A 22957-nucleotide genomic window follows, 5' to 3' on the forward strand; every position below is an offset into this window, starting at 1 on the left:
TGCGGCGCGATAGTCTGCGATCAAACGCGCAGTCGACTCACGCCCCCGGAGGGGGCGGGAGGAAGTGGATGTTGTGCTCGGCGGCGAGCTTCACGACGTCGTCGGGGTTCTGCTCGCGCATGTTGTGGATCGCCCAGAACAGCTCGTAGAGCCGCCGCGTCGGCGATACCCAGAACAAGGTCTTCGCGGTCTGCTGCGACTTGTTGAAGATGCCGTGCGGCTTGCCCATCGGCAGCCGCACCGTGTCGCCGGCGGTGGCGTATTCCTCGGCGCCGTCGAGGAAGAAGTCGAGCCGGCCTTCGAGGATGTAGAGATACTCGTCCTGGTCGGGATGGATGTGCGGCGGCACGAAGGTTCCGACCGGGAACGTCGCGTGCCAGGAGAAGCTGTGCTCGGTGCGGTTCTTCGGGACGTAGACCTGGCCGAGGATGTTCCAGGAGATGCCCTGGATGCCCTCATTGGCCCGGGTGATGCCGGCGATTTCCGGATGGCTCATATTGGTTTCGCTCCCTGTCGTTACTTGGCCGCGCAATCCTTGGCATAGCGGTCGGCGTAGTTCTCGAACACCTTCTGCACGATCTCGGTCTGGAACTTGCCGTCGGGCCGCTTGGCGACCTTGGTCAGGTAGAAGTCCTGGATCGGATAGCCGTTGGTGTTGAACTTGAAGTTGCCGCGCAGCGAGGCAAAATCGGCCTTCTTCAGCGCCGCGGCCACCTTGTCCTTATCAGCGAGATCGCCGCCCACGGCCTTCACGGCGCTGTCGATCAGCAGCGCGGCGTCATAGGCCTGCATGGCATAGGTCCCGGGCACGCTGTTGTAGGCGGCCTCATAGCCGGCGACGAACTTCTTGCTCTGAGCGTTGTCGAAGTTGGGGGCCCAATTTGCACCGCCGAACATGCCGACGGCCGCATCCTGCTGCGCCGGCAGCGTGGACTCGTCGACCGTGAAGGCGGAGAGCACCGGAACCGTGTCGGCGAGGCCGGCCTGCTTGAACTGCTTGACGAGGTTCACGCCCATGCCGCCGGGCATGAAGGTGAACACGGCGTCGGGCTTCTGCGAGGAGATCTTGGACAGCTCCGGCTGGAAGTCGAGCGTGTTGAGGGGAACGTAGGATTCCTCGACGATCTCGCCCTTGTAGTCGAGCTTGAAGCCGGCGACGGAATCGCGTCCGGCCTGGTAGTTCGGAACCAGCAGATACATCTTCTTGTAGCCGCGGTCCTGCGCGACCTTGCCGAGAACGGCATGCACCTGGTCGTTCTGATACGACGTCACATAGAAATAGGGGCTGCACTCCTTGCCGGCATAGCTGGACGGGCCGGCATTCGGGCTGATCAGGAAGGTCTTGTTCTCGGTGATCGGGCGGTGGATCGCCTGCAGCATGTTGGAGAAGATCGGGCCGACGACGAAGTCGACCTTGTCGCGCTCGAGCAGGCCCTTGGCCTTGGTGATCGCGGCGTCCGGCTTGAGCTCGTCGTCGGCGACGACGACCTCGACGTCCTTGCCGCCCATCTTGCCGCCGAGATCCTTGATCGCGAGGTTGAAGCCGTCGCGGACCTGTCCGCCAAGCGCGGCTGCGGGGCCGGACAGGGTGACGATGACGCCGATCTTGATCTTGTCGGCGCCCAGCGCCGGCTGCACCAGCATGCACGCCACGACGCCGAGACCGGCCAGCTTCCAACTCACTTTCATGACAATCCCCCGGGATGCGGAAATTCAGGCTTCTGTTTTTGCACCTGACCTAACGATGGGTCAGACCGCAGCTTGGTCGCAAGCCTAGTCTGATGATGCCCTCAGCCGCAAGCGAACTGCTCGCGGAAAGGGCAGTTTCGGCATGCATGCAAGCGCCGCGCCAATTGCTTGAAGGTTAAAGGAATTGCGGAAGCGCGCTTCGCCGCAGCTGCGGTACGTTTTTCCTTGCTCCCGGAACGTCCGGAAGGTCAAACTCACGGGCCCGCCCGCCGGGGCTGAACGTGCGCATGTGATTCCATCATGACTCTTGATTCCGAGACCAAGGCCGTCGAGTTGCCCGAGGACCATGCCGATGAGTTGCGGCTGTGGCTGCGGCTTCTGACCTGCACGACGCTGATCGAGGGCGAGATCCGCAGCCGGCTGCGCGAGCGCTTTGATGTGACGCTGCCGAGGTTCGACCTCATGGCGCAGCTGGACAAGGCGCCGGACGGAATGACCTTGTCTGACGTCTCCAAGCGCATGATGGTCTCGAACGGCAATGTCACCGGATTGGTCGAACGCCTGGTCGAATCCGGCCATCTGGATCGCCGCACCTCGGATACCGACCGTCGCGTCCAGGTGATCCGGTTGACCAAGCTCGGGCGTGCCGAATTCCGCAAGATGGCCGCCGAGCACGAGACCTGGATCGCCGACATCTTCGGCGATCTCACGGAGAAGGACGTCCGCGAGCTGATGCGCCTGCTCGCCAAGACCAAGGGATCGGCGCAGAAGGCCGTGCAGCGCCGGCAGGAGTGAGGCCGGAGGGGGCGGTGCCGCCGCCGTGTGCGGCAACCGCTCAAACATTTTGCGGGCAGTGCACAATGTTCGACTCTTGTCCGCTCTTGCGCCGAGATGTTTTAAGTCTAAAATGTTTAGGACTGAAACGTGCCGGGCGTTCTTCCCCTTAGACAGGAGCGTGTGATGGCCACTGCCGCCAAGGTTCAGCCCGAAAGCGCCGGCGCGCAGGCGCATAGCGCCCATCTCGACACCTTTGCCCAGGACAATCTGCCGCCGCGTGAGCTGTGGCCCGACTTCGTGTTCAGCAGGCCCGAACTCCGTTATCCGCCACGGCTGAACTGCGTCACGCACTTTCTCGACCGCTGGATCGAGGAGGGGCGGGGCGATACGCCCTGCATCATCAGCACCGAGGTCAGCTACACGTATCGTGAGCTGCAGGTGTTGGTGAACAAGATCGCCAACGTGCTGGTCGGCAAGCTCGGCCTCGTGCCCGGCGGCCGCGTGCTGCTGCGCTCGGCCAACAACCCGATGATGGTCGCGACCTATCTTGCCGCGATCAAGGCCGGCGGCATCGTGGTGGCGACCATGCCGCTGCTGCGCGCCAAGGAATTGTCCTATCCGATCCAGAAGGCGCAGATCGCGCTGGCGCTGTGCGACGGCAAGCTGGCCGACGAGATGGAAAAGACCCGCGCGGTTGCGCCCGCGCTCAAGCAGATCGTGTATTGGGGCAATGGACGGCCCGACTCGCTGGAGGCGTTGATCGCCGATGCCAGCCCTGAGTTCACCGCGGTCGACACCGCGTCCGACGACCTCTGCCTGATCGCCTTCACGTCGGGCACCACAGGCGATCCCAAGGGCACGATGCACTTCCACCGCGACATGCTCGCGGTGTGCGACGGCTACGCCCGGAACGTGCTCCGCGCCAGCCAGAGCGACCGCTTCATCGGCACCGCACCGCTCGCCTTCACCTTCGGATTCGGCGGCGTGCTGTTCCCGATGCATATTGGTGCGTCCTATGTCGTGCTGGAGAAGACGACGCCGGACGATCTGCTGGCCGCGATCGAGCGGTACAAGGCCACGATCTGCTTCACCGCGCCGACCGCTTATCGCGCGATGCTGGGCAAGCTCGAGGGCCGCGACATCTCCTCGCTGCGCAAATGCGTCTCCGCCGGCGAGACCTTGCCGAAACCGACCTTCGATGCCTGGCTCAAGGCGACCGGGCTGAGGCTGATGGACGGCATCGGCTCGACCGAGATGCTTCACATCTTCATCAGCGCCGTCGAGGACGAGATCCGTCCCGGCGCCACCGGCAAGCCGGTGCCGGGCTACGAGGCCAAGATCGTCGACGACGAGGGCCGCGACGTGCCGCCGGGCACGATGGGCCGGCTCGCGGTGCGCGGTCCGACCGGCTGCCGCTATCTCGCCGACGAGCGCCAGCGCAAATATGTCCAGAACGGCTGGAACGTGACGGGCGATACCTATGTGATGGATGAGGACGGCTACTTCTGGTACCAGTCCCGCTCCGACGACATGATCGTGTCGTCGGGCTACAACATCGCCGGCACCGACGTCGAGGCGTCGCTGCTGACTCATCCGGCCGTCGCCGAATGCGGCGTGGTTGGGGCTCCCGACGAAGCCCGCGGCATGGTCGTGAAGGCCTATGTCGTGCTGGCGCCCGGAGCGGAGGGCACGCCGGCGCTCGTGACTGAGCTGCAGGAGCATGTCAAACGCGAGATCGCACCGTACAAATACCCGCGCGCGATCGAGTTCGTCACGCAGCTGCCCAAGACCGAGACCGGCAAGCTGAAGCGGTTCGCCTTGCGGCAGATCGCGCAGGCGTCGGCCGCTTCGGGCCCGGCCGCGTAGCAGAGACAAGGAGAGACGTTCGTGAGCACGACCAAAGCGCCGACGCTCGCCGTGGTGAAGCAGGATGATGCGAGCCTGCGCGTGCTGCAGCCGAGCGGCTGGCCGATGCCGAAGGGCTATGCCAACGGCATCAGCGCGGAAGGACGCATCGTCGTCACCGGCGGTGTCATCGGCTGGGACGAGCAGGAGAAGCTCGCCGACGGCTTCGTCGCCCAGGTCCGGCAGGCGCTGCAGAACATTGCCGCGATCCTGGCAGAAGGGAATGCGCGTCCAGAGCACCTGGTGCGGCTGACTTGGTATGTCGTCGACATGGACGAGTATCTCGGCAATCTGAGGGAGCTCGGGAAGATCTATCGCGAGATCTTCGGCAGCCACTATCCGGCCATGGCGCTGGTGCAGGTCGTCAGGCTGGTGGAGAAGACGGCACGGGTGGAGATCGAGGCCACCGCGGTGGTGCCGCGCTGAGCGCGCGTGCTGCCGGCCGCGGCCGGTCTTTGATAGGTCGAATTTGGCACGTGACATCGCGTTCTCGCGGCTGGTCGGCCCGAGCTTTGCTCGTCAATCACCCCCTGGAAAAGCCGAGGGTGCAGGGAAGGCCGGGTGTCCACCACACCCGCGGCCCCCGTGCAACAGAGAATGCACGGGGCAGGAACCACAGGTGGGCCGAACATGCCGGCCTTCCCTGCGCGGCGTTTGACGGCTTATACGTGGTCTCCCTGGTGCGCCGGGCGTTTTGGCCACCATCGGTCGGAGCATTCGTCTCTCTCGACCTTGATACCAGCGTCGGGGTATCAGGACATCACGACTTCACCGTACGCGCTACATCACTCGTCTGCGCAACAAGCGCATGATGCAACAGCGTCCACCGCGGCCTGCCCCACGTATCGTGACGACGCGTACGCCCCTTTTCGCCGGAGCAGGTTGGGCGCAAGCATCGTCGTGATTTGCCCGACGGCACAAGGGTAGCGCGCTGCGACATGGTAACGCGACGGGCAGTCACACAGCACGTCACGGATGCGAGCGGCTCATTCGTGGATCGAACAATTATGGTCGCGCGATGACGTGTCTGCCGAACGACCGACGCGAGATCGCCATGTCGCAGACAACAACCTGTTCGAGCGTGGCGGCGCAGTGGCGCTTGAGAGCAGGGGGCTGAGTTGGACTGGAAACTCTTCGTAACGACGGCGTTGGCAGCTGCCATCGGAGCGGTGGCCGGCGCGTTGGCCTTGGCGAACGCCGGTGGCGGCGGCATCGAGCATCAGGCCGACGCCAAGATGCTGGAGATCGGCGTCGCCATTCTGCGCGAGCCGGCGCGCGTGGATGATGATCCGATGCGGTCGTGGGCGGTGAAGGTGGTGGAGAAGAAGTCGGGCGTGAGCTTTACGGACCAGCAGCGCGCTGTCCTGCTGAAGCGGGCGGCGGGAGGACGATAGCTCAGGGGACGGTTCGTAGGGTGGCAAAGGCGCGCCCGTAATGCAGTTGTTGGTCACCGCTATATGATCGCGCCGTGCCCACCGTTCTTCGTCGATGGGCTGTCGGTGGGCACGCCCTCACGCGGCTTGCGCCGCGCGATGTCTTTGCCCACCCTATGTTCGATGCACATGAGGCGCAGCATCTGTGTCTGCATATGCGACGGTCGAACGACAAAAAAAGCTGTCGCCCGGCGAACGCCGGGACCCATACCCCCAGGGAGCAGTTTGAGGCACGCTGGCGGTTGGCTTCGTGCCCTTCACGTCCGCCGCGGAGTATGGGTCCCGGATCGGCGCCGCGCCGCGCTGATGCGCGGCACGGCTTGTCCGGGACGACAGCGATGGGTGGGGCTCGCATATCGAGCCGCAACTCCTAATATCGCGCAGGCCAAACGCTGGGACTCATAACATGGAATCTTACTTCGACCCGCCGGTCTCTCCGAGATGAAGCAATCAGCTGCGTCGCGCAAGCCTACTGATACGTGGAGGTCTACTGATAGGCCGACACGATATCGCTCACCGCGCGCTCCAGCTGCTGCGCCGTGGCACACGGGCGCACCACGTTGCAGAACGTCTGGTAGCGCGGCATTTCGGAGTCGCCCCAGCCCCAGGTGACGCGGCCCTCCGGATTGAGCCAGACCACGCGCTTGGCGCGTTCGGAGATGGCTTTGAGGATATCCGCGCGCGGGTCGAGCTTGTTGCTGCGGGCATCACCCAGCACGATCACGGTGGTCTGCGGCGTCACCGAGGCCATGAACTGCTTCTCGAAATCGACCAGCGACGAGCCGTAGTCGGACGAGCCGAAGCCGACCTTGTGCATGATCTCGGCCATGGCCTCCTCGGCGGATTTCTGCTCCAGGATCTCGCTGACCTCGATCAGATGACCGGAGAAGGCGAACGAGCGAACGTCGCTGACGACGTCGTGCAGGCTGTGGATCAGCAGCAGGAAGAAGTCCGAGACGCGGGCGACCGAGCCGGAGACATCGCACAGGGCCACAATCTTCGGGCGGTCGCGATGTCGCCGTTTCCAGGCGGTGAGGAAGGGGACGCTGCCCCAGGCGGCGTTGCGGCGGAGGGTGCGGCGGACGTCGAGATGGCCGCGGCGCTGGCGCTTGCGCGGCTTGCTGTAGCGCTCGCGCAGGCGGCGGGCGATCTGCCGGATCAGCGCGCGCATCGCCGCGACCTGGCGCGGCTCGATCCGCGACAGCTGCGCGTTGCGCAGGATCTCGTGACGCAGGTTCTCGGTCTCCTCGCGGCCGTACAGCGCCAGCGCCTGCGCGACCGCGTCGCGCACGGTGTCGCGCAAGGCCTCGAGGCCGGCCTGCAGTCGTTCGGCCAGCCCCGGGTTGGTCTCCGTCAGCCTGTCCAGATCATCTCGCAGCCGCTGGATGCCCATCGTCTCCAGCATGCGGCTGGAGTACAGGCCGCGCTGGGTGAAGTAGCGGATCTCCGACAGGCCGACGGCGCTGGAGGCGTTGGCGATGGCGGCCGAGATGTCGGCGGTGTTCTGCGCCAGCAGCATCTGGGCGAGGGGGCCGAGTTCGGCGCTCGTGTCGGCATCGCTTGGCTGTCCCGATGGCGGAGCAGCCTGGGCCTCGTTCGACGCCGCGTCCTGCGCCTCGTCACTGGCTTCGGCCTGCGCCGGATCGACATGGGCGAAGAACAGGTCGAAGCAGGCGCCGAGCGCCTTCTTCTCGTCCTCGCTCTTGGCGAGCGTCAGCAGCAGGCTGTCACGCAGCACGGTGCGATCGGCGACCCCGACGCTCGCCACCGCGCGCATCGCGTCGATGCTCTCGGCCGGCGAGACGTGGACGCCGGCGCCGCGCGCCGCCCGGAAGAACCGATGCAGGTTCTCCTGCATGGCGCCTACCCGAAGATGTTCTGGCGCTGCGCCTTGGCGACGAAGGTCGTCACCTGCGGCAGCGCCACCTCGATGTCGGACTCGTACTTCAGCAGCACGTTGAGCGTGTCCTTGACCACCTCGTGGCCGAGCTCGGCGGCCTGCAGCAGCACCAGCACCCGGGCCCAATCGATGGTCTCGCTGACGGAGGGCTGCTTCTTCAGGTCCAGCGTCCGGATGTCATGGATGAAGGCCACGAGCTGGCGCCGCAGGGTCTGCGAGATGCCGGGCACCCGGCTCTCGACGATGCGCTCCTCCAGCCGCTGCTCGGGGAAGCCGATATGCAGATGCAGGCAGCGCCTCTTCAAGGCGTCGCCGAGATTGCGCTCGGAGTTGGAGGTCAGGATCACGGTCGGCGGCTTGGCGGCGGCGATGCTGCCGAGCTCGGGGATGGTGACCTGGAAGTCGGAGAGGATCTCCAGCAGCAGCGATTCGAATTCGGCGTCCGACTTGTCGATCTCGTCGATCAGCAGCACGCAGCCGTCGGGCTCGAGCAGGGCCCGTAGCAGCGGCCGCGGCTCGACAAATTCCTTGGAGAAGAACACGTCGCCGAAATCATGCAACTGGCCGAGCGCCGCGTGCAATGTCTGGGCGCCGCCGAGCACCTCGCCGAGCTTGTCCTTGAGGATCTGGGTGTAGAGCAGCTGCTTGGCGTATTTCCACTCGTACAGCGCCTTGGCCTCGTCGAGGCCCTCATAGCATTGCAGCCGGATCATCTTCAGGCCGCGCCAGGCGGCGATCGCCTTGGCAAGCTCGGTCTTGCCGACGCCGGCGGGACCCTCGACCAGGATCGGCTTGTCGATGGCCTGCGACAGATAGACGGCGGTCGCGATCTGGCGGCTGGCGATATAGCCCTGCGCGGCGAGGCCGGCTTCGACGGCCGCGATCGAGGCGATGGCTGAGGAGGGGGCCGGGGAATCAGCCACTGAGAAAGCTCCGTTTCCTGGTATCAGGACCCCGGCGCTGAATTGATCGGCGTTCCCGGTCCCTGGACGTTGGCGCCAGGGGAAAACCCTGACTTTTCCTCGCATTGTGTTATGTCCTGGCTACGCGCAGAGGGCGGCCCTGTCCAGTGCGCGCGTGGGTGTCTCGGCCGCATGGCTGCCGGTCGCCAGCGGACCAGCCGAGAACTTTCTCCCGAAATTCACGCCGAGCGGAATATGAACCGATCCATCCTGCATCTCCTGGTCCTCCTGGTCCTTGTGGTCGGAGGCGGCTGGATCATCGGCGCCTCCAACATGCCCGGCGCCTGGTACGGCTCGCTCAACAAGCCCTGGTTCACCCCGCCCGGCTGGCTGTTTCCGATCGCCTGGACGGTGATCTACATCCTGGTCGCGGTGGCCGGCTGGCGCACCTATGAGCGGGTCGAGAGCGGCGCCGTGATGCAGGTGTGGTGGGGCCAGCTGGCGCTGAACTTCGCCTGGTCGCCGGTGTTCTTCACCGCGCATCTGATGTGGGTCGCGTTCGCGATCATCGTCAGCATGTTCGTACTGATCGTGACGTTCATCGTGATGCAGTGGCGCGAGGACCGCACCGCGGCGCTGCTGTTCGTGCCGTACGCGTGCTGGGTCGCGTTCGCGTCGGTGCTGAATTTTTCGGTGAACGTGCTGAATTGAGATGAGGCTGATGGGGCTGGGCTTCAGATCATCGGGCACGACGCAGCCTCGAATTCCGCTGTCGTCCCGGCGAACGCCGGGACCCATACCGCGGACGGCCCGTTGTTGGAGAAGGCTGTGCGTCGCCTTTCTTTCTCAACAACGACAGCCGGTGGCTATGGGTCCCGGCGTTCGCCGGGACGACAGTTGGGGGTGGGGCAGGCAGCCGGGCAGCCTCACGCTGGATGTTCGAGACCTCATCCCATGAACCTCAAGCAGCTCGAATATTTCGTCCAGGTCGCCGAGCTCGGCTCGTTCAGCAAGGCGGCGTCGGTGCTCGATGTTGCCCAGCCGGCGCTGTCGCGGCAGGTGCGAGCGCTGGAATCCGAACTGAAGCAGCAGCTGTTCGCGCGCAACGGCCGCGGCGTCGAGCTGACCGAAGCCGGCAAGCGGCTGCTCGATCACAGCGTCGGCGTGCTGCAGCTGGTGGCGCATGCGCGCGAGGATCTCGGCGCCAGCCGTGACGCGCCGGTCGGCCGCGTCACCATCGGCCTGCCGCCAAGCATCGCGCGGCAACTGACCTTGCCGCTGATCGATCGCTTCCGGAAGGAATATCCCGCGGCGCGGCTCGCCGTCGTCGAGGGCCTGTCGACGCATGTCGTCGAGTGGGTCACCAGCGGACGCATCGATGTCGGCATGGTCTACAATCCGGACGCGCAGGCCGGCATCGAGATCACGCCGGTGCTGCAGGAGCCGCTGGCGCTCGTCAGCCACGCGCCGAAGGGCAAGCGCCGGGTCACAGCGCCGCTGCCGATGGCCGAGCTGTCGCGCTACAGCCTGATCATGCCGGAGCGCGTGCACGCGATGCGGCGGCTGTTGGAGACGCAGGCGGCGCTCGCCGGCGTCAAGCTCGACATCGCCTGGGAGGTGTCGAGCGTGCCCTCGATCATCGACCTCGTCTGCGCCGGCTATGGCCACGCCGTGCTGACGCCAAGCGGCGTCGCCGCTTCGGGGCGGGCGGGGGAGCTTGCCATCCGGCCGCTGACCGAGCCCGCGCCGACCAGCGTGCTGTGCTTCGTCACCTCGGCGCACAAGCGGCCGACGCCGCTGGCGCAGCAGACGATGAAGCTGGCGACAGCACTGATCAAGAAGCTACCGCGGTAGACGGCGCTGCGCTACGCAACGGTGCTACTCTTCCCTGCAGGGCAGGGCTATGGCATTTCAGACACGCAGCCGTACCGGCGAACGATCCTGCCAACTTTATACTCCGTCATGCCCGGGCTCGTCCCGGGCATCCACGTCGCTCCCAGCATGCCGTACGACGTGGATGGCCGGGACAAGCCCGGCCATGACGGCGTAGAGACAGGCGAGCGCAAAACTGCGATTGTCGAACGCGAGAGCAGTGCCCCGCAGGCGGGGGGGGGGGAATCCGGGGGCATCGACGTCATCCACAGCCAAGCCGGAAGCTATTCAGACCCATTCTAAAATCAGCATGGCTCATCTGATATCTTATGCCATTTCGGAATAGCTGATAGATACCGCCCGGCGCTGGCGCGGGCGGTCGCGCTCGGTCACATACCCTGTCAAGCTGCCGAAGCTGCAGGACTCGATCGCTGGGGGAACGTGCCCCTGCGGACCTCGGCCAACGCGCCAGAACAGCACCCAAGGAAAGCAGAAGCGATGCCAGCGACCGCCCGTGTCGACGTCCAGGCCTTTCTCGACGACCACAAGTTCTCCGGTTTTCAGTGGCTGATCTTCGCGCTCGGCTTCGTGATCGTGCTGCTCGACGGCTTCGACACCGCCGCGATCGGCTTCATCGCGCCGTCGCTGCTCAAGGAATGGGGCATCGAGAAATCGGCGCTCGGGCCAGTGCTGAGCGCCGCGCTGTTCGGGCTGGCCGCCGGCGCGCTGTTCGCGGGTCCCGTTGCCGACCGTCTCGGCCGCAAGCTGGTGCTGGTCGGCTCCGTCCTGATCTTCGGCGTTGCCTGTCTCGCCTCGGCTTTCGCCACCAACCTCACCGAGCTGACCGTGCTCCGCTGCGTCACCGGCGTCGGCCTCGGCGCGGCCATGCCGAACGCCGTGACCCTGCTCAGCGAGTACTGCCCGGGCCGGCTGCGCGCCACCATGACCAATCTGATGTTCTGCGGCTTTCCGCTCGGCGCCGCCTGCGGCGGCTTTCTCGCCGCATGGATGATCCCGCAATGGGGCTGGCGCAGCGTGCTGGTGCTCGGTGGCGCGACGCCGCTGGTACTGACCGTTCTGCTGATCGCAATCCTGCCGGAATCCGTGCACTATCTGCTGTCGCGCGGCGCGAGCGCCGAGCGCGTGCGCAAGGTGATGCGCAAGATCTCTGCCAGGGCTGCCGAGGTCGGCCAGTTCGTGATGCTGGAGCCGGAGCACGCCGAGACCACCCGCCGCGTCAACGCGACCGGCATCGGCATGGTGCTGTCGCCGGTGCTGCGCATCGGCTCGCTGATGCTGTGGATCACCTATTTCATGGGGCTGGTGATCTTCTACGCGCTGATCAACTGGATGCCGATCCTGTTCAAGGATGTCGGGCTAAACCCGCAGACCGCGACCCTGATCTCCGCGCTGTTCCCGCTCGGCGGCGTCGGAGCGGTGTTCTTCGGCTTCCTGATGGACCGCTTCAACGCCAACCGCATCGTCGCGGTCGGTTACGCGCTGACGGCGGTGACGATCTTCCTGATCGGGCAGGCGGCCGGCAACATGGGCTTCCTGGTGGTGATCGTGTTCGTCGCCGGCGTCGTCATGAACACGGCGCAGTCGTCGCTGCCGGCGCTGGCGGCGTCGTTCTACCCGACCCAGGGCCGCGCCACCGGGGTGGCCTGGATGATGGGCATCGGCCGCTTCGGCGGTATCGCCGGCTCCTTCCTGGTCGCCGAATTGACCGCGCGGCACCTGACCTTCAGCGAGATTTTCACCGTGATCGCAGTTCCCGGCTTGATCGCGGCGCTCGCCCTTGTGGTAAAGCAGGCGGTCGGACCGGGCGGCCGCGCCAGCGGCAAGGATGTCGGCAGCCCCGTGGTCGCGCATTGAGCGGCGCCGGACGAACGAAAAGCTTGAGGGAGAGACTGACGTGATCATCGACGTGCACGGCCATTACACGACGGCTCCGAAGGCGCTGGAAGAGTGGCGCAACCGGCAGATCGCGGGCATCAAGGATCCGTCGGTGATGCCGAAGGCCTCGGAGCTCAAGATCAGCGACGACGAGCTGCGCGAGAGCATCGAGAGCAACCAGCTCAAGAAGATGAAGGAGCGCGGCAGCGACCTCACCGTGTTCTCGCCGCGCGCGAGCTTCATGGCCCACCACATCGGCGATTTCCAGGTGTCGTCGACCTGGGCCGGCATCTGCAACGAGCTGTGCTACCGCGTCAGCCAGCTGTTCCCGGACAATTTCATCGGCGTCGCGATGCTGCCACAGTCGCCCGGCGTCGACCCTGCGACCTGCATTCCCGAGCTGGAGAAGTGCATCAAGGAATACGGCTTCGTCGGCATTAATCTGAACCCGGATCCCTCGGGCGGCCACTGGACCTCGCCGCCGCTGTCGGACCGGCACTGGTATCCGATCTACGAGAAGATGGTCGAGCTCGACATCCCCGCGATGATCCACGTCTCGACCAGCTGCAATGCCTGCTTCCACACCACGGGCGCGCATTATTTGAACGCCGACACCACGGCGTTCATGCAATGCCTGACCTCGGACCTGTTCAAGGACTTCCCGACCTTGAAGTTCCTGATCCCGCATGGCGGCGGCGCGGTGCCGTATCATTGGGGCCGGTTCCGCGGCCTCGCCCAAGAGATGAAGAAGCCGCTGTTGAAGGATCACCTGCTCAACAACATCTTCTTCGACACCTGCGTGTATCACCAGCCGGGCATCGACCTTTTGACCGGCGTGATCCCGATCGACAACATCCTGTTCGCGTCGGAGATGATCGGCGCCGTCCGCGGCATCGATCCGGAGACCGGCTTCTACTACGACGACACCAAGCGCTATATCGAGGCCGCCAAGCTGACGCCCGAGCAGCGTCACCAGATCTACGAAGGCAACGCCCGGCGCGTGTTCCCGCGTCTCGACGCCGCGTTGAAGGCCAAGGGCAAGTAATCTAAAGGGCACGCGATATGAGCACACCCATGAACAATCTCGGCATCGTCAAGACGAAGATCACTCGCGCCGACAAGGCGGCGGTGGAGAAGCTGTCCAAGTTCGGCGTCGCCACCATCCACGAGGCGATGGGCCGCGTCGGCCTGATGCAGTGCTACATGCGTCCGATCTATCCGACCGCGAAGATGTGCGGCACCGCCGTCACCGTGCTGCTGCAGCCCGGCGACAACTGGATGCTGCACGTCGCGGCCGAGCAGATCCAGCCCGGCGACGTCGTCGTCGCCGCCTGCACGGTCGAGAACACCGACGGTTTCTTCGGCGATCTGCTGGCCACCAGCTTCCGCGCCCGCGGCGCGCAGGGCCTCGTGATCGACGGCGGCGTGCGTGACGTCGCCGATCTCACGGAGATGCAGTTCCCGGTGTTCTCGCGGGCGATCAGCGCCCGCGGCACGGTCAAGGCGACGCTCGGCTCGGTCAACATCCCGATCGTCTGCGCCGGTGCCGCCGTCAATCCGGGTGACGTGATCGTCGCCGATGTCGACGGCATCGTCGTGGTGCCGGCCGCCGTCGCGCATCAGGCGGCGGACGCCGCTGCGGCGCGCGAGGCCAACGAGGCCGACAAGCGCGAGAAGCTGGCCTCGGGCGTGCTCGGCCTCGACATGTACAAGATGCGCGAGCCGCTGGCGAAGGCCGGGCTCAAGTACATCGACTGAGGCGCAATGGCAGCCGCGTCGAACCAGTGGCATGTCGGGCTGATCGGCTACGGCGAGGTCGGCAAGATCCTCGCCGAGGATCTGCGCAAGGACGGCGTACGTATCTCGGCTTATGACGTCAAGCTGGCGGACAGCCGCGGCGACGTGATGCGCGCCCATGCCGACAGCATCGGCGTGACGCTGACCGCATCGCATGCGGAGCTCGCGGCGCAAGCCGACTTCATCGTCTCGGCCGTGACCGCCAGCCAGGACGTGGCGGTCGCGGAAGCCTGCGCGCCGGCGATCAAGCCCGGCGCCTGGTTCCTCGACTTCAACTCGGCCTCTCCCGGCGCCAAGCAGCGCGCGGCCGCGCTGATCGACGGAGCCGGCGGTCGCTATGTCGAAGGCGCGGTCATGACCTCGGTGCCGCCCTATCGCATCAAGGTGCCGCTCTTGCTCGGCGGTGCCGGCGCACGCGAGCTCGCGCCGCTGCTCAACGATCTCGGCTTTGCCGCCAAGCCGGCCAGCGACAAGCTTGGCGTGGCCTCGGCGACCAAGATGTGCCGCAGCATCATGATCAAGGGCCTCGAGGCCATGGTGATCGAGAGCTTCACCACCGCGCGGGCCTATGGCGTGGAGGACGCGGTGCTGGCCTCGCTGAAGGAGACCTTTCCCGGCATCGACTGGGAGAAGCAGGGCGCCTATTTCTTTCAGCGCGTGATCGAGCATGGCCGCCGCCGCGCCGAGGAGGTTCGGGAAGTCGCCGAGACCGTGCGCGACATCGGGCTGACGCCATGGTCGGCGGAGGGCACCGCCGAGCGCCAGGCCTGGGTCGCCGACCTCGCCGATGACGGCCTGTTCGGCACCCGCGGCACGAAAGAGTTCGCGCGCAGCCCGGACTGGCGCACCGAGGCCGATCGTATCATCAACAAGATCAAATCCAAGGAGTAGGGAACCTCATGGAGTTCCAGAAGACCCCGGGATGGCTCGACTGGTACGACGGTCCGTCGAAGCCGCGCTTCAAGGTGCCGGCCGGAAGCGTCGATGCGCATTGCCACGTGTTCGGCCCTGGCGCCGAATTTCCCTTTGCGCCCGAGCGCAAATACACGCCCTGCGATGCCTCGAAGCATCAGCTCTACGCGCTGCGCGACCATCTCGGCTTCGCCCGTAACGTCGTCGTGCAGGCGACCTGCCACGGCGCCGACAATCGCGCCATGGTCGATGCGCTCGTGCATTCCAACGGCAAGGCCCGCGGCGTCGCCACCGTGAAGCGCAGCGTCACCGATGGCGAGCTCCAGGCGATGCACGATGCCGGCGTCCGCGGCGTCCGCTTCAACTTCGTCAAGCGCCTGGTCGACTTCACGCCCAAGGACGAGCTCGTCGAGATTGCCAACCGCATCAACAAGCTCGGCTGGCATGTCGTGATCTATTTCGAGGCCGTCGACCTGCCGGAGCTGTGGGACTTCTTCACCTCGCTGCCGACCACCGTCGTCGTCGACCACATGGGCCGGCCCGACGTGACCAAGCCGGTCGATGGTCCGGAGTTCGAGCTGTTCGTGAAGTTCATGCGCGAGCACAGCAACGTCTGGTCCAAGGTGAGCTGCCCGGAGCGGCTGTCGGTCAAGGGACCGCCGGCGCTGAACGGCGAGCAGAACGCCTATCGCGACGTCGTTCCGTTCGCGAAGCGCATCGTCGAGACGTTCCCGGATCGCGTGCTGTGGGGCACCGACTGGCCGCATCCGAACCTGAAGGACCACATGCCCGACGACGGCCTGCTGGTCGATTTCATTCCCCATATCGCCGTCACCACGGAGCTGCAGAAGAAGCTCCTGGTCGACAATCCGATGCGGCTGTACTGGCCCGAAAAATCCTAAGAGGAGGCAAGCGATGTCGCTCGACAAACCCTATACCGACGTTCCCGGTACGACCATCTTCGACGCAGACATGTCGCGGATGGGCTATCACCTCAACCAGTTCTGCATGTCCTTGATGAAGGCGGAGAACCGCGCCCGCTTCAAGGCCAATGAGCGCGCTTATCTCGACGAATGGCCGATGAGCGAGGAGCAGAAGCAGGCCGTGCTCGACCGCGACCTCAACCGCTGCATCGCGCTCGGCGGCAACATCTACTTTCTCGCCAAGATCGGCGCAACCGACGGCAAGAGCTTTCAGCAGATGGCCGGCAGCATGACCGGCATGACCGAAGACCAGTACCGCGAGATGATGATCAAGGGCGGCCGCTCCCCTGAGGGCAACCGCTACACCGGGGAGAAGAAGTAAATGGCAAAAATCTCCGCAAGCGTTTTCACCTCGCACGTTCCGGCGATCGGCGCCGCCCTCGACCTCGGCAAGACCGGCGAGGACTATTGGAAGCCGGTGTTCGCCGGTTACGACTTCGCCAAGCAGTGGGAGAAGGAGCAGAAGCCTGATGTCGTGTTCCTGGTCTTCAACGACCACGCGACCGCCTTCAGCCTGGACATGATTCCCACGTTCGCGATCGGCACTGCGGCCGAGTATCAGCCCGCCGACGAGGGCTGGGGCCCGCGACCCGTCCCGAAGGTGATCGGACATCCGAAGCTCGCCGCGCATATCGCGCAGTCGGTGATCCAGGACGATTTCGACCTCACCATCGTCAACAAGATGGATGTCGACCACGGCCTCACCGTGCCGCTCAGCCTGATCTTCGGTCAGGTCGACGCGTGGCCGTGCCCAGTGATCCCGTTCGCCGTCAACGTCGTGCAATATCCGGTTCCGTCGGGCCGCCGCTGCTTCATGCTGGGCAAGGCGATCCGCAAGGCGATCGAGAGCTATGACGAGCCGCTCAACGTGCAGATCTGGGGCACTGGCGGCATGAGCCACCAGTTGCAGGGGCCGCGCGCCGGCCTGATCAATCGCGAATGGGACAACATGTTCCTCGACAAGCTCATCAACGACCCGGAAGGTCTGTCGAAGGTGCCTCATATCGACTACGTCCGCGAGGCTGGTAGCGAGGGCATCGAGCTCGTGATGTGGCTGATCGCGCGCGGCGCCATGAGCGACGTCAACGAGACCAAGAAGGGCAACGCGCCGACCGTGCGTCACCGCTTCTACCATGTGCCGGCCAGCAACACGGCCGTCGGCCATGTCATTCTGGAGAACAACTAAATGGCCAACACGATCAAGGTCGCGCTCGCCGGCGCCGGCGCCTTCGGCATCAAGCATCTCGACGGCATCAAGAACATCGATGGCGTCGAGGTGGTGTCGCTGGTCGGCCGCCGCTTCGACCAGACCAAGGAAGTCGCCGACAAATACGGCATCAAGCACGTCTCGACCGAGCTTTCCGACAGCCTCAAGCTGCCGGAGGTCGACGCCGTGATCCTCTGCACCCCGACGCAGATGCATGCCGCGCAGGCGATCGACTGCCTCAAGGCGGGCAAGCACGTCCAGGTCGAAATCCCGCTCGCCGACTCCTTGAAGGACGCGCAGCAGGTGGTCGAGCTGCAGAAGGAGACCAAGCTGGTCGCGATGTGCGGCCATACCCGCCGCTTCAATCCCAGCCATCAGTTCGTGCACAAGAAGATCAAGGCCGGCGAGTTCCATATCCAGCAGATGGATGTGCAGACCTACTTCTTCCGCCGCACCAACATGAACGCGCTGGGCCAGCCGCGCAGCTGGACCGACCATCTGCTATGGCATCATGCCGCGCACACCGTCGACCTGTTCGCCTATCAGGCGGGCTCGCCGATCGTGAAGGCCAATGCGATCCAGGGACCGATCCATCCGACCCTCGGCATTGCCATGGACATGTCCATCCAGCTCAAGGCCGCCAACGGCGCGATCTGCACCTTGTCGCTGTCGTTCAACAATGACGGCCCGCTCGGCACCTTCTTCCGCTACATCGGCGACACCGGCACCTACATCGCCCGCTACGACGATCTGGTGAACGGCAAGGAAGAGAAGATCGACGTCTCCAAGGTCGATGTCTCCATGAACGGCATCGAGCTGCAGGACCGCGAGTTCTTCGCCGCGATCCGCGAGGGCCGCGAGCCGAACGCCTCCGTCGCCCAGGTGCTGCCCTGCTACCAGGTGCTGCACGATCTCGATGAGCAGCTCGCCAAGGGCTGATATTCATCCTCCTCGCGCGCATTGCGCGCGGGGAGGGTTTCTGCGGTGGCGCAGACCTACGGCGCCTTGGACGGTTTCAGCTTCGGCAGCGTCACGACGATCTTCTGCTTGCCGTCGACGATCTCGGCCAGGAAGCTCTCACGGTCGATGTCGCCGTTCTGGTCCCAGCTTGCCTCCATCAGCATGCCCGGCGCCTTGTCCGGGGTCAGCGTCAGGCCCTTCATGGCGGCTCCGAAGGCGTGGCCGTCGAACTTGCCGATCATCTCGGTCACGTATTTGACGAGATAGACGGCGGTGTAACCTTTGATGCCGTTGTGGTCGGGCCAGTAGCGGTAGCGCTCGTTGAACTTCTTCGCGAAGGCCTGGATGGCAGGGACGGGCGCATCCGCGCTCAGGCCGACATGGCCACGCACGCCGTTGGCGGCGGGGCCCGCCAGTTCGACCACCTTCTGGCTGAGCAGCGTGGTTTCGCCGAACAGCGGCACGGTCAACCCCTGACGTTTGGCCTCGATCAGGAAGCGCGCGCTCTCCTCCTCGTTGGTGTAGACGAAGATGGCGTCTGCCTTCACATTCTTCAGCTTGATCACGTCGGAGCCGAAATCGACCTGGCCCTGCTCGGTCGAAATGTCGGACACCACCTCGATGCCGCGCGCCTTCATCTCCTTGACGAAGCTGTCGCGGCCGCCTTTGCCGAAATCGTTGTTGACCCAGACGACTGCGACCGACTTCACCTTGAGCTGGTCGTGCAGATAGTTCGCGATCTTCGGCATGCTGAACTGCTGGCCGAAGGCGGTGCGGAAGATCCAGGGATTGCCTTGGGTAGTGATGTCGGCGGCCTCGGCGCCGACGATCTGCGGCACCTCGGCCTGCTGCGTCAGCGCCATGTTGACCTTGACCGAGCCTGAATAGATCGGACCCAGCACAACGTAGGGCTCGCGGTCGAGCACCTTCTGCACCTGGGCGCGCGACACGCCGGGATTGCTCTGGGTGTCCAGATGCTCGGTTGCGATCTTGCGGCCGAGAATGCCGCCGGCATTGTTGATCTCGTCGATGGCCAGGGCGACGCCATCACGCCAGTTCGTGCCCGACACGGCTCCCGGACCGGACAATTCGACGACATCGGGAATATAGACCGTGTTCTCTGCCTGGGCCAAACCCGCCCACAGCGACATGGCGGCCGCCAAACCGCTCAATCTTCCTAGATGCCTCATGACGTTCTCCCGATTGTTTTTGCTTATGATGATGAACCTGCCGGGACCTGTGCAAGGCCCAGCAGCCGCGACGGCGTGCGCCATAGTAGCCGGTGCTGATCGTCTGGATCCGGAAAGATCTCGGCAATCCCCGCTAGCAGCGGTCCGTAGTCGAGACGCTCGGGCGCGCGCAGGAAGGGCCAGTCGGAGCCCCAGACGCAGCGGTCAAGGGTGAACGCCTCGACCAGTGCGGCGATGAACGGCCATGTGTCCGCGTAGGGATAGGGCTGGCGCGCGAATTTATAGTAGCCGGACAGCTTCACATGCGCGTCGCGATCGCGGCCGAGCGCGAGCAGCGCCTGGAAGGAGGGGCGTTGCAGGCCATGCTCCACGGCTGGGCGGCCGCAATGATCGAACACGAGACGGACCTTCGACCGCTCGATGAGGGGCAGCAGGTCGAGCAACTGATCTTGCTCGACCTGGACCTGCAGAAACAGGTCGAGGTCGGCGATCTCGTCGAGCAGCGGCGCGGCGTCGCGGTAGTAGTCGGTGCCATGAAACGGCACGTTGAAGGCGATCCCGATGACGCCTGCGGCCTTCAACCGCTCGAGTTCCTTTGTCCCGACATCCTTCTCGACGACTGCGACGCCCTTGAACCTGCCGTCTCCGAGCCTGAGCGTATCGAGCAGGATGCGGCTGTCGGAGCCGTAGCCGGAATTGGTCGCGACGATCAGCGCGTGCCGGACGTCGAAGACGTCGAGCACGCGAATGAGATGCGCGGCGGGCGCGATCTCCTGGCCAGCCGGACGGTAGGGTGTGTCCGGTGCGTAAGGAAAGCGCGCGGGATCGATGGCATGAATGTGGCAATCGATGCTGGGGCCTATCGGGAGTGCCATGGTCGAACCGCGCCTCACCGACGTTCAGAACGTCGCCTGGATGGCCTTGATCAGTTCGGGCGTCACATCCGGCAGCACCCCGAACCAAGCCTGGAAGGCGAGGCGGGCCTGGTTGAGCAGCAGGCCGAGCCCGTTCACCGTCGTGCACCCGCGCCCGCGCGCGTCCGCCAGGAAGGGCGTCTCGAGCGGGGTATAGATCAGGTCCGCGACGAGCGTCGTCGCGGACAGCCGCCCCAGGTCGATCTCCAAGGTGGGCTTTCCGATCATGCCGCGATCGGTGCTGTTGATGAGCAGGGCGGCGTCGGCGACCGCCGCCGAACGATCGTCCCACGGCACCGTGCTGATGGTTGACCCGAACTCGGCCGCGATGGCCTGCGCCTTCTCAGCCGTGCGGTTGCTGATGCGGATATCGCGGGCGCCGTTCTCCAGCAGCGCCACAACCACCGCGCGTGCCGCGCCGCCGGCACCGAGCAGCAGGATCGGGCCCTCGTCGGCCCGCCAGCCCGGCCTGGCGTCGCGCAGGCTCTGCACGAAGCCGTTGCCGTCATTGTTGAAGCCGCTGAGCGTGCCATCGTCCTCGACGACGATCGTATTGACGGCGCCGATGCGCCGCGCTGTGTCGTTGACCCGGTGCAGTAGCGGCATCGCCGTCTGCTTGTGCGGCATGGTGACGTTGCATCCACGGAAACCGAGTGCCACCAGGCCCGCAAGTGCATCCTTGAGCCGCTCCGGCTGCACCGCCAGCGGAACGTAGGCGCCGCGCAGGCCATGCGCGTTCAGCCAGAAATTGTGGATCGTGGGGGAGCGCGAGTGCGCGACGGGCATGCCGACGACGCCAGCCAATCCGAATCCGTTCGCTTGCGACATGCTGCGCCAAGGCCTCCCGTCTGGATGTCGGCCTGTTCCGGCCGATGATGAAATCGTCTTATGGGCAATGATCCAGCCAGGCAATTGAAACACTCCGTCACAGTGTCCTTCGCAATGCACGCATCGTTTCATGGTGTGGACTGGATGCAGCATCGCGATACCCTGCCTCTGGGCAAAGCGGCGGCTGGTTTCTATGATTGCGAACCACAGTCGCGCCGAGGCTACAGGCCGCGTCCGACCGGCTACGAGGGATCTCGATTGACCATTCAGTCTCCGCTCTCCATCGCGACCGAAAGCTTCACCGACGCCGCTGCTGCAGTGGCGCGGCTCGAGGAGATTTATGAGCGCAACACTGCCTTCCTGCGCTCTCATTTCGAGGCCTATGCCAACGGCGTCGTGCCGGCGAGCCGCATCCGCGCGACCTATCCGTTCGTGCGCCTCACCACGGCGAGCCACGCCCGGCTGGACTCGCGTCTCGCCTACGGCTTCGTTGCGGGGCCGGGCGTGCACGAGACCAGCGTGACGCGCCCGGATCTGTTCCGATCCTATCTGACCGAGCAGATCCGCCTCCTGATCGAGAACCACGGCGTGCCGGTCGAGATCGGCGAGTCCGCCGAGCCGATCCCGGTGCATTTCGCCTACCGGCGCGACATCAACATCGAGACGTCGCTGCCGCATCACGAAAGCCCGCTGGTGACGCGCTCGCTGCGCGACGTCTTCGATGCCCCTGATCTCGCGACCATGGACGACGCCATCGCCGACGGCACGCTCGAGCTGAAGCCCGGCATGCCCGAGCCGCTGTCGTTGTTTCGGGCGGCGCGCGTCGATTACTCGCTGCGCCGGCTCTATCACTATACGGGGACTGACCCCGATCACTTCCAGAACTTCGTGATCTTTACGAACTACCAGTTCTATGTCGACGCCTTCGCGGATTGGGGCCGTCAGCAGCTGGCGGCCGGGCTGGGCGACGCTGAAGCTTTTGTCGAGCCGGGCAACGTCATCACACGCAATGCCCGTTCTGGCGGCGGCACCACCGGCGCGGCGCCGGCGCGTACGCCGCAGATGCCGGCGCTGCATCTCGTTGAGCCCGGGCACCAGGGCATCACGCTGATCAACATCGGCACTGGGCCGTCGAACGCCCGCAACGTCACCGATCACATCGCGGTGCTGCGGCCGCATGCTTGGCTGATGGTCGGCCATTGCGCGGGCCTGCGCAACACCCAGCGGCTCGGCGACTATGTGCTCGCACATGGCTATGTCCGCGAGGACCATGTGCTCGACCAGGAGCTGCCGCCCTGGGTGCCGATCCCGGCGCTGGCCGAGGTGCAGGTCGCGCTCGAAGAGGCGGTCGAGGCCGTGACCGGCTATTCCGGCTTCGAGCTGAAGCGGGTGATGCGCACCGGCACGGTCGCGAGCGTCGACAACCGCAATTGGGAGATTTCCGGCCCCGCCGTGATCCGCCGGCTGTCGCAGTCGCGGGCCGTCGCGCTCGACATGGAGTCGGCAGCCATCGCCGCCAATGGCTATCGCTTCCGGGTGCCCTACGGCACCTTGCTCTGCGTCTCGGACAAGCCGCTGCATGGCGAGATCAAGCTCGCCGGCATGGCCAGCGACTTCTACCGGCAGCGCGTCGGTCAGCACCTGCAGATCGGCCTCAAGGCGCTCGAGTTGTTGAAGCACCAGGAATCCGAGCGGCTGCATTCGCGCAAGCTGCGCAGCTTTGCCGAGGTCGCGTTTCAGTAGGGGCTTGGACTCGACCAAGACAGCGAACAAGAAGACCAACAAGAAAAAG

General features: G+C 65.2%; 22 protein-coding genes. 15 read left to right on the forward strand and 7 right to left on the reverse strand.

What is annotated here, in order from left to right; translation table 11 throughout:
• Positions 1 to 37: 37 nt before the first annotated feature.
• Both QX108_RS20060 and QX108_RS20065 read right to left on the reverse strand, forming a co-directional pair.
• Positions 38 to 496 (reverse strand): cupin domain-containing protein, encoded by a 459-nt coding sequence (locus QX108_RS20060; protein WP_172111799.1) that lies wholly within the window; start codon positions 494 to 496, stop codon positions 38 to 40.
• A 20-nt stretch (positions 497 to 516) separates the two neighbouring features.
• Complete coding sequence (locus QX108_RS20065; protein ID WP_315782855.1) at positions 517 to 1689, reverse strand: ABC transporter substrate-binding protein; 1173 nt, start codon at positions 1687 to 1689, stop codon at positions 517 to 519.
• Positions 1690 to 1989: 300 nt separating this feature from the next.
• Between QX108_RS20065 and QX108_RS20070 the strand changes: the two genes are divergently transcribed.
• The 4 genes from QX108_RS20070 to QX108_RS20085 all read left to right on the forward strand — a co-directional run bounded on the left by QX108_RS20070 (position 1990) and on the right by QX108_RS20085 (position 5765).
• Positions 1990 to 2484: a MarR family winged helix-turn-helix transcriptional regulator gene (locus QX108_RS20070; protein WP_172111801.1), complete on the forward strand. Its 495-nt coding sequence runs from the start codon at positions 1990 to 1992 to the stop codon at positions 2482 to 2484.
• A gap of 165 nt (positions 2485 to 2649) precedes the next feature.
• Entirely contained in the window at positions 2650 to 4332 is a 1683-nt protein-coding gene (locus tag QX108_RS20075; protein WP_315782853.1) for a benzoate-CoA ligase family protein, read from the forward strand.
• A gap of 21 nt (positions 4333 to 4353) precedes the next feature.
• Positions 4354 to 4797 (forward strand): RidA family protein, encoded by a 444-nt coding sequence (locus QX108_RS20080; protein ID WP_315719004.1) that lies wholly within the window; start codon positions 4354 to 4356, stop codon positions 4795 to 4797.
• Positions 4798 to 5489: 692 nt separating this feature from the next.
• Positions 5490 to 5765: a hypothetical protein gene (locus tag QX108_RS20085; RefSeq protein WP_315782851.1), complete on the forward strand. Its 276-nt coding sequence runs from the start codon at positions 5490 to 5492 to the stop codon at positions 5763 to 5765.
• A 526-nt stretch (positions 5766 to 6291) separates the two neighbouring features.
• Here the strand turns inward: QX108_RS20085 and QX108_RS20090 are convergent.
• The gene (locus QX108_RS20090) at positions 6292 to 7662 is read right to left on the reverse strand and encodes a vWA domain-containing protein (protein WP_315782849.1); all 1371 of its coding nucleotides are present in this window, start codon (positions 7660 to 7662) and stop codon (positions 6292 to 6294) included.
• A gap of 5 nt (positions 7663 to 7667) precedes the next feature.
• Positions 7668 to 8627, reverse strand: coding sequence for a MoxR family ATPase (locus tag QX108_RS20095; protein WP_315782847.1), 960 nt, complete (start codon positions 8625 to 8627; stop codon positions 7668 to 7670).
• A gap of 276 nt (positions 8628 to 8903) precedes the next feature.
• Here QX108_RS20095 and QX108_RS20100 point away from each other — a divergent pair, with 276 nt between their 5' ends.
• From QX108_RS20100 to QX108_RS20145, 10 genes are all read left to right on the forward strand, one after another.
• Positions 8904 to 9317, forward strand: coding sequence for a TspO/MBR family protein (locus QX108_RS20100; RefSeq protein WP_315782953.1), 414 nt, complete (start codon positions 8904 to 8906; stop codon positions 9315 to 9317).
• Positions 9318 to 9560: 243 nt separating this feature from the next.
• Positions 9561 to 10460 carry a LysR substrate-binding domain-containing protein gene (locus QX108_RS20105; protein ID WP_315782845.1) on the forward strand — a complete coding sequence of 300 codons (900 nt, stop codon included), beginning with the start codon at positions 9561 to 9563 and terminating at the stop codon, positions 10458 to 10460.
• A gap of 516 nt (positions 10461 to 10976) precedes the next feature.
• Positions 10977 to 12353, forward strand: a complete 1377-nt coding sequence (locus QX108_RS20110; RefSeq protein WP_315782843.1) for an MFS transporter — start codon at positions 10977 to 10979, stop codon at positions 12351 to 12353.
• 40 nt (positions 12354 to 12393) lie between these two features.
• Complete coding sequence (locus QX108_RS20115) at positions 12394 to 13419, forward strand: amidohydrolase family protein (RefSeq protein WP_315782841.1); 1026 nt, start codon at positions 12394 to 12396, stop codon at positions 13417 to 13419.
• A 17-nt stretch (positions 13420 to 13436) separates the two neighbouring features.
• Positions 13437 to 14132 carry a 4-carboxy-4-hydroxy-2-oxoadipate aldolase/oxaloacetate decarboxylase gene (gene ligK / locus QX108_RS20120; protein ID WP_011925385.1) on the forward strand — a complete coding sequence of 232 codons (696 nt, stop codon included), beginning with the start codon at positions 13437 to 13439 and terminating at the stop codon, positions 14130 to 14132.
• A 6-nt stretch (positions 14133 to 14138) separates the two neighbouring features.
• Entirely contained in the window at positions 14139 to 15062 is a 924-nt protein-coding gene (locus tag QX108_RS20125) for an NAD(P)-dependent oxidoreductase (RefSeq protein WP_315782839.1), read from the forward strand.
• 8 nt (positions 15063 to 15070) lie between these two features.
• Complete coding sequence (locus QX108_RS20130) at positions 15071 to 15985, forward strand: amidohydrolase family protein (RefSeq protein ID WP_315782837.1); 915 nt, start codon at positions 15071 to 15073, stop codon at positions 15983 to 15985.
• A gap of 13 nt (positions 15986 to 15998) precedes the next feature.
• Positions 15999 to 16388, forward strand: a complete 390-nt coding sequence (gene ligA, locus QX108_RS20135; RefSeq protein WP_009030426.1) for a protocatechuate 4,5-dioxygenase subunit alpha — start codon at positions 15999 to 16001, stop codon at positions 16386 to 16388.
• Complete coding sequence (locus tag QX108_RS20140; RefSeq protein WP_315782833.1) at positions 16389 to 17252, forward strand: class III extradiol dioxygenase subunit beta; 864 nt, start codon at positions 16389 to 16391, stop codon at positions 17250 to 17252.
• Positions 17253 to 18212: a Gfo/Idh/MocA family oxidoreductase gene (locus QX108_RS20145; RefSeq protein WP_315782831.1), complete on the forward strand. Its 960-nt coding sequence runs from the start codon at positions 17253 to 17255 to the stop codon at positions 18210 to 18212. It begins immediately after the preceding gene.
• A 56-nt stretch (positions 18213 to 18268) separates the two neighbouring features.
• Here the strand turns inward: QX108_RS20145 and QX108_RS20150 are convergent, their stop codons facing one another.
• Genes QX108_RS20150 through QX108_RS20160 form a run of 3 tightly spaced genes read right to left on the reverse strand, consistent with a single transcriptional unit; the run spans position 18269 to position 21165 of the window.
• Positions 18269 to 19423: an ABC transporter substrate-binding protein gene (locus QX108_RS20150; protein ID WP_315719015.1), complete on the reverse strand. Its 1155-nt coding sequence runs from the start codon at positions 19421 to 19423 to the stop codon at positions 18269 to 18271.
• A 23-nt stretch (positions 19424 to 19446) separates the two neighbouring features.
• Positions 19447 to 20298, reverse strand: a complete 852-nt coding sequence (locus QX108_RS20155; protein WP_315782829.1) for an amidohydrolase family protein — start codon at positions 20296 to 20298, stop codon at positions 19447 to 19449.
• Positions 20299 to 20322: 24 nt separating this feature from the next.
• A complete protein-coding gene (locus QX108_RS20160; RefSeq protein WP_315782951.1) occupies positions 20323 to 21165 on the reverse strand; it encodes a shikimate dehydrogenase in 843 nt (280 codons plus the stop codon).
• Positions 21166 to 21423: 258 nt separating this feature from the next.
• Between QX108_RS20160 and QX108_RS20165 the strand changes: the two genes are divergently transcribed.
• Positions 21424 to 22908: an AMP nucleosidase gene (locus QX108_RS20165; RefSeq protein WP_315719017.1), complete on the forward strand. Its 1485-nt coding sequence runs from the start codon at positions 21424 to 21426 to the stop codon at positions 22906 to 22908.
• The last annotated feature ends 49 nt before the right edge of the window (positions 22909 to 22957 follow it).

The organism is Bradyrhizobium sp. SZCCHNR1002 (assembly GCF_032381435.1).
Taxonomy (GTDB): Bacteria; Pseudomonadota; Alphaproteobacteria; order Rhizobiales; family Xanthobacteraceae; genus Bradyrhizobium; species Bradyrhizobium aeschynomenes.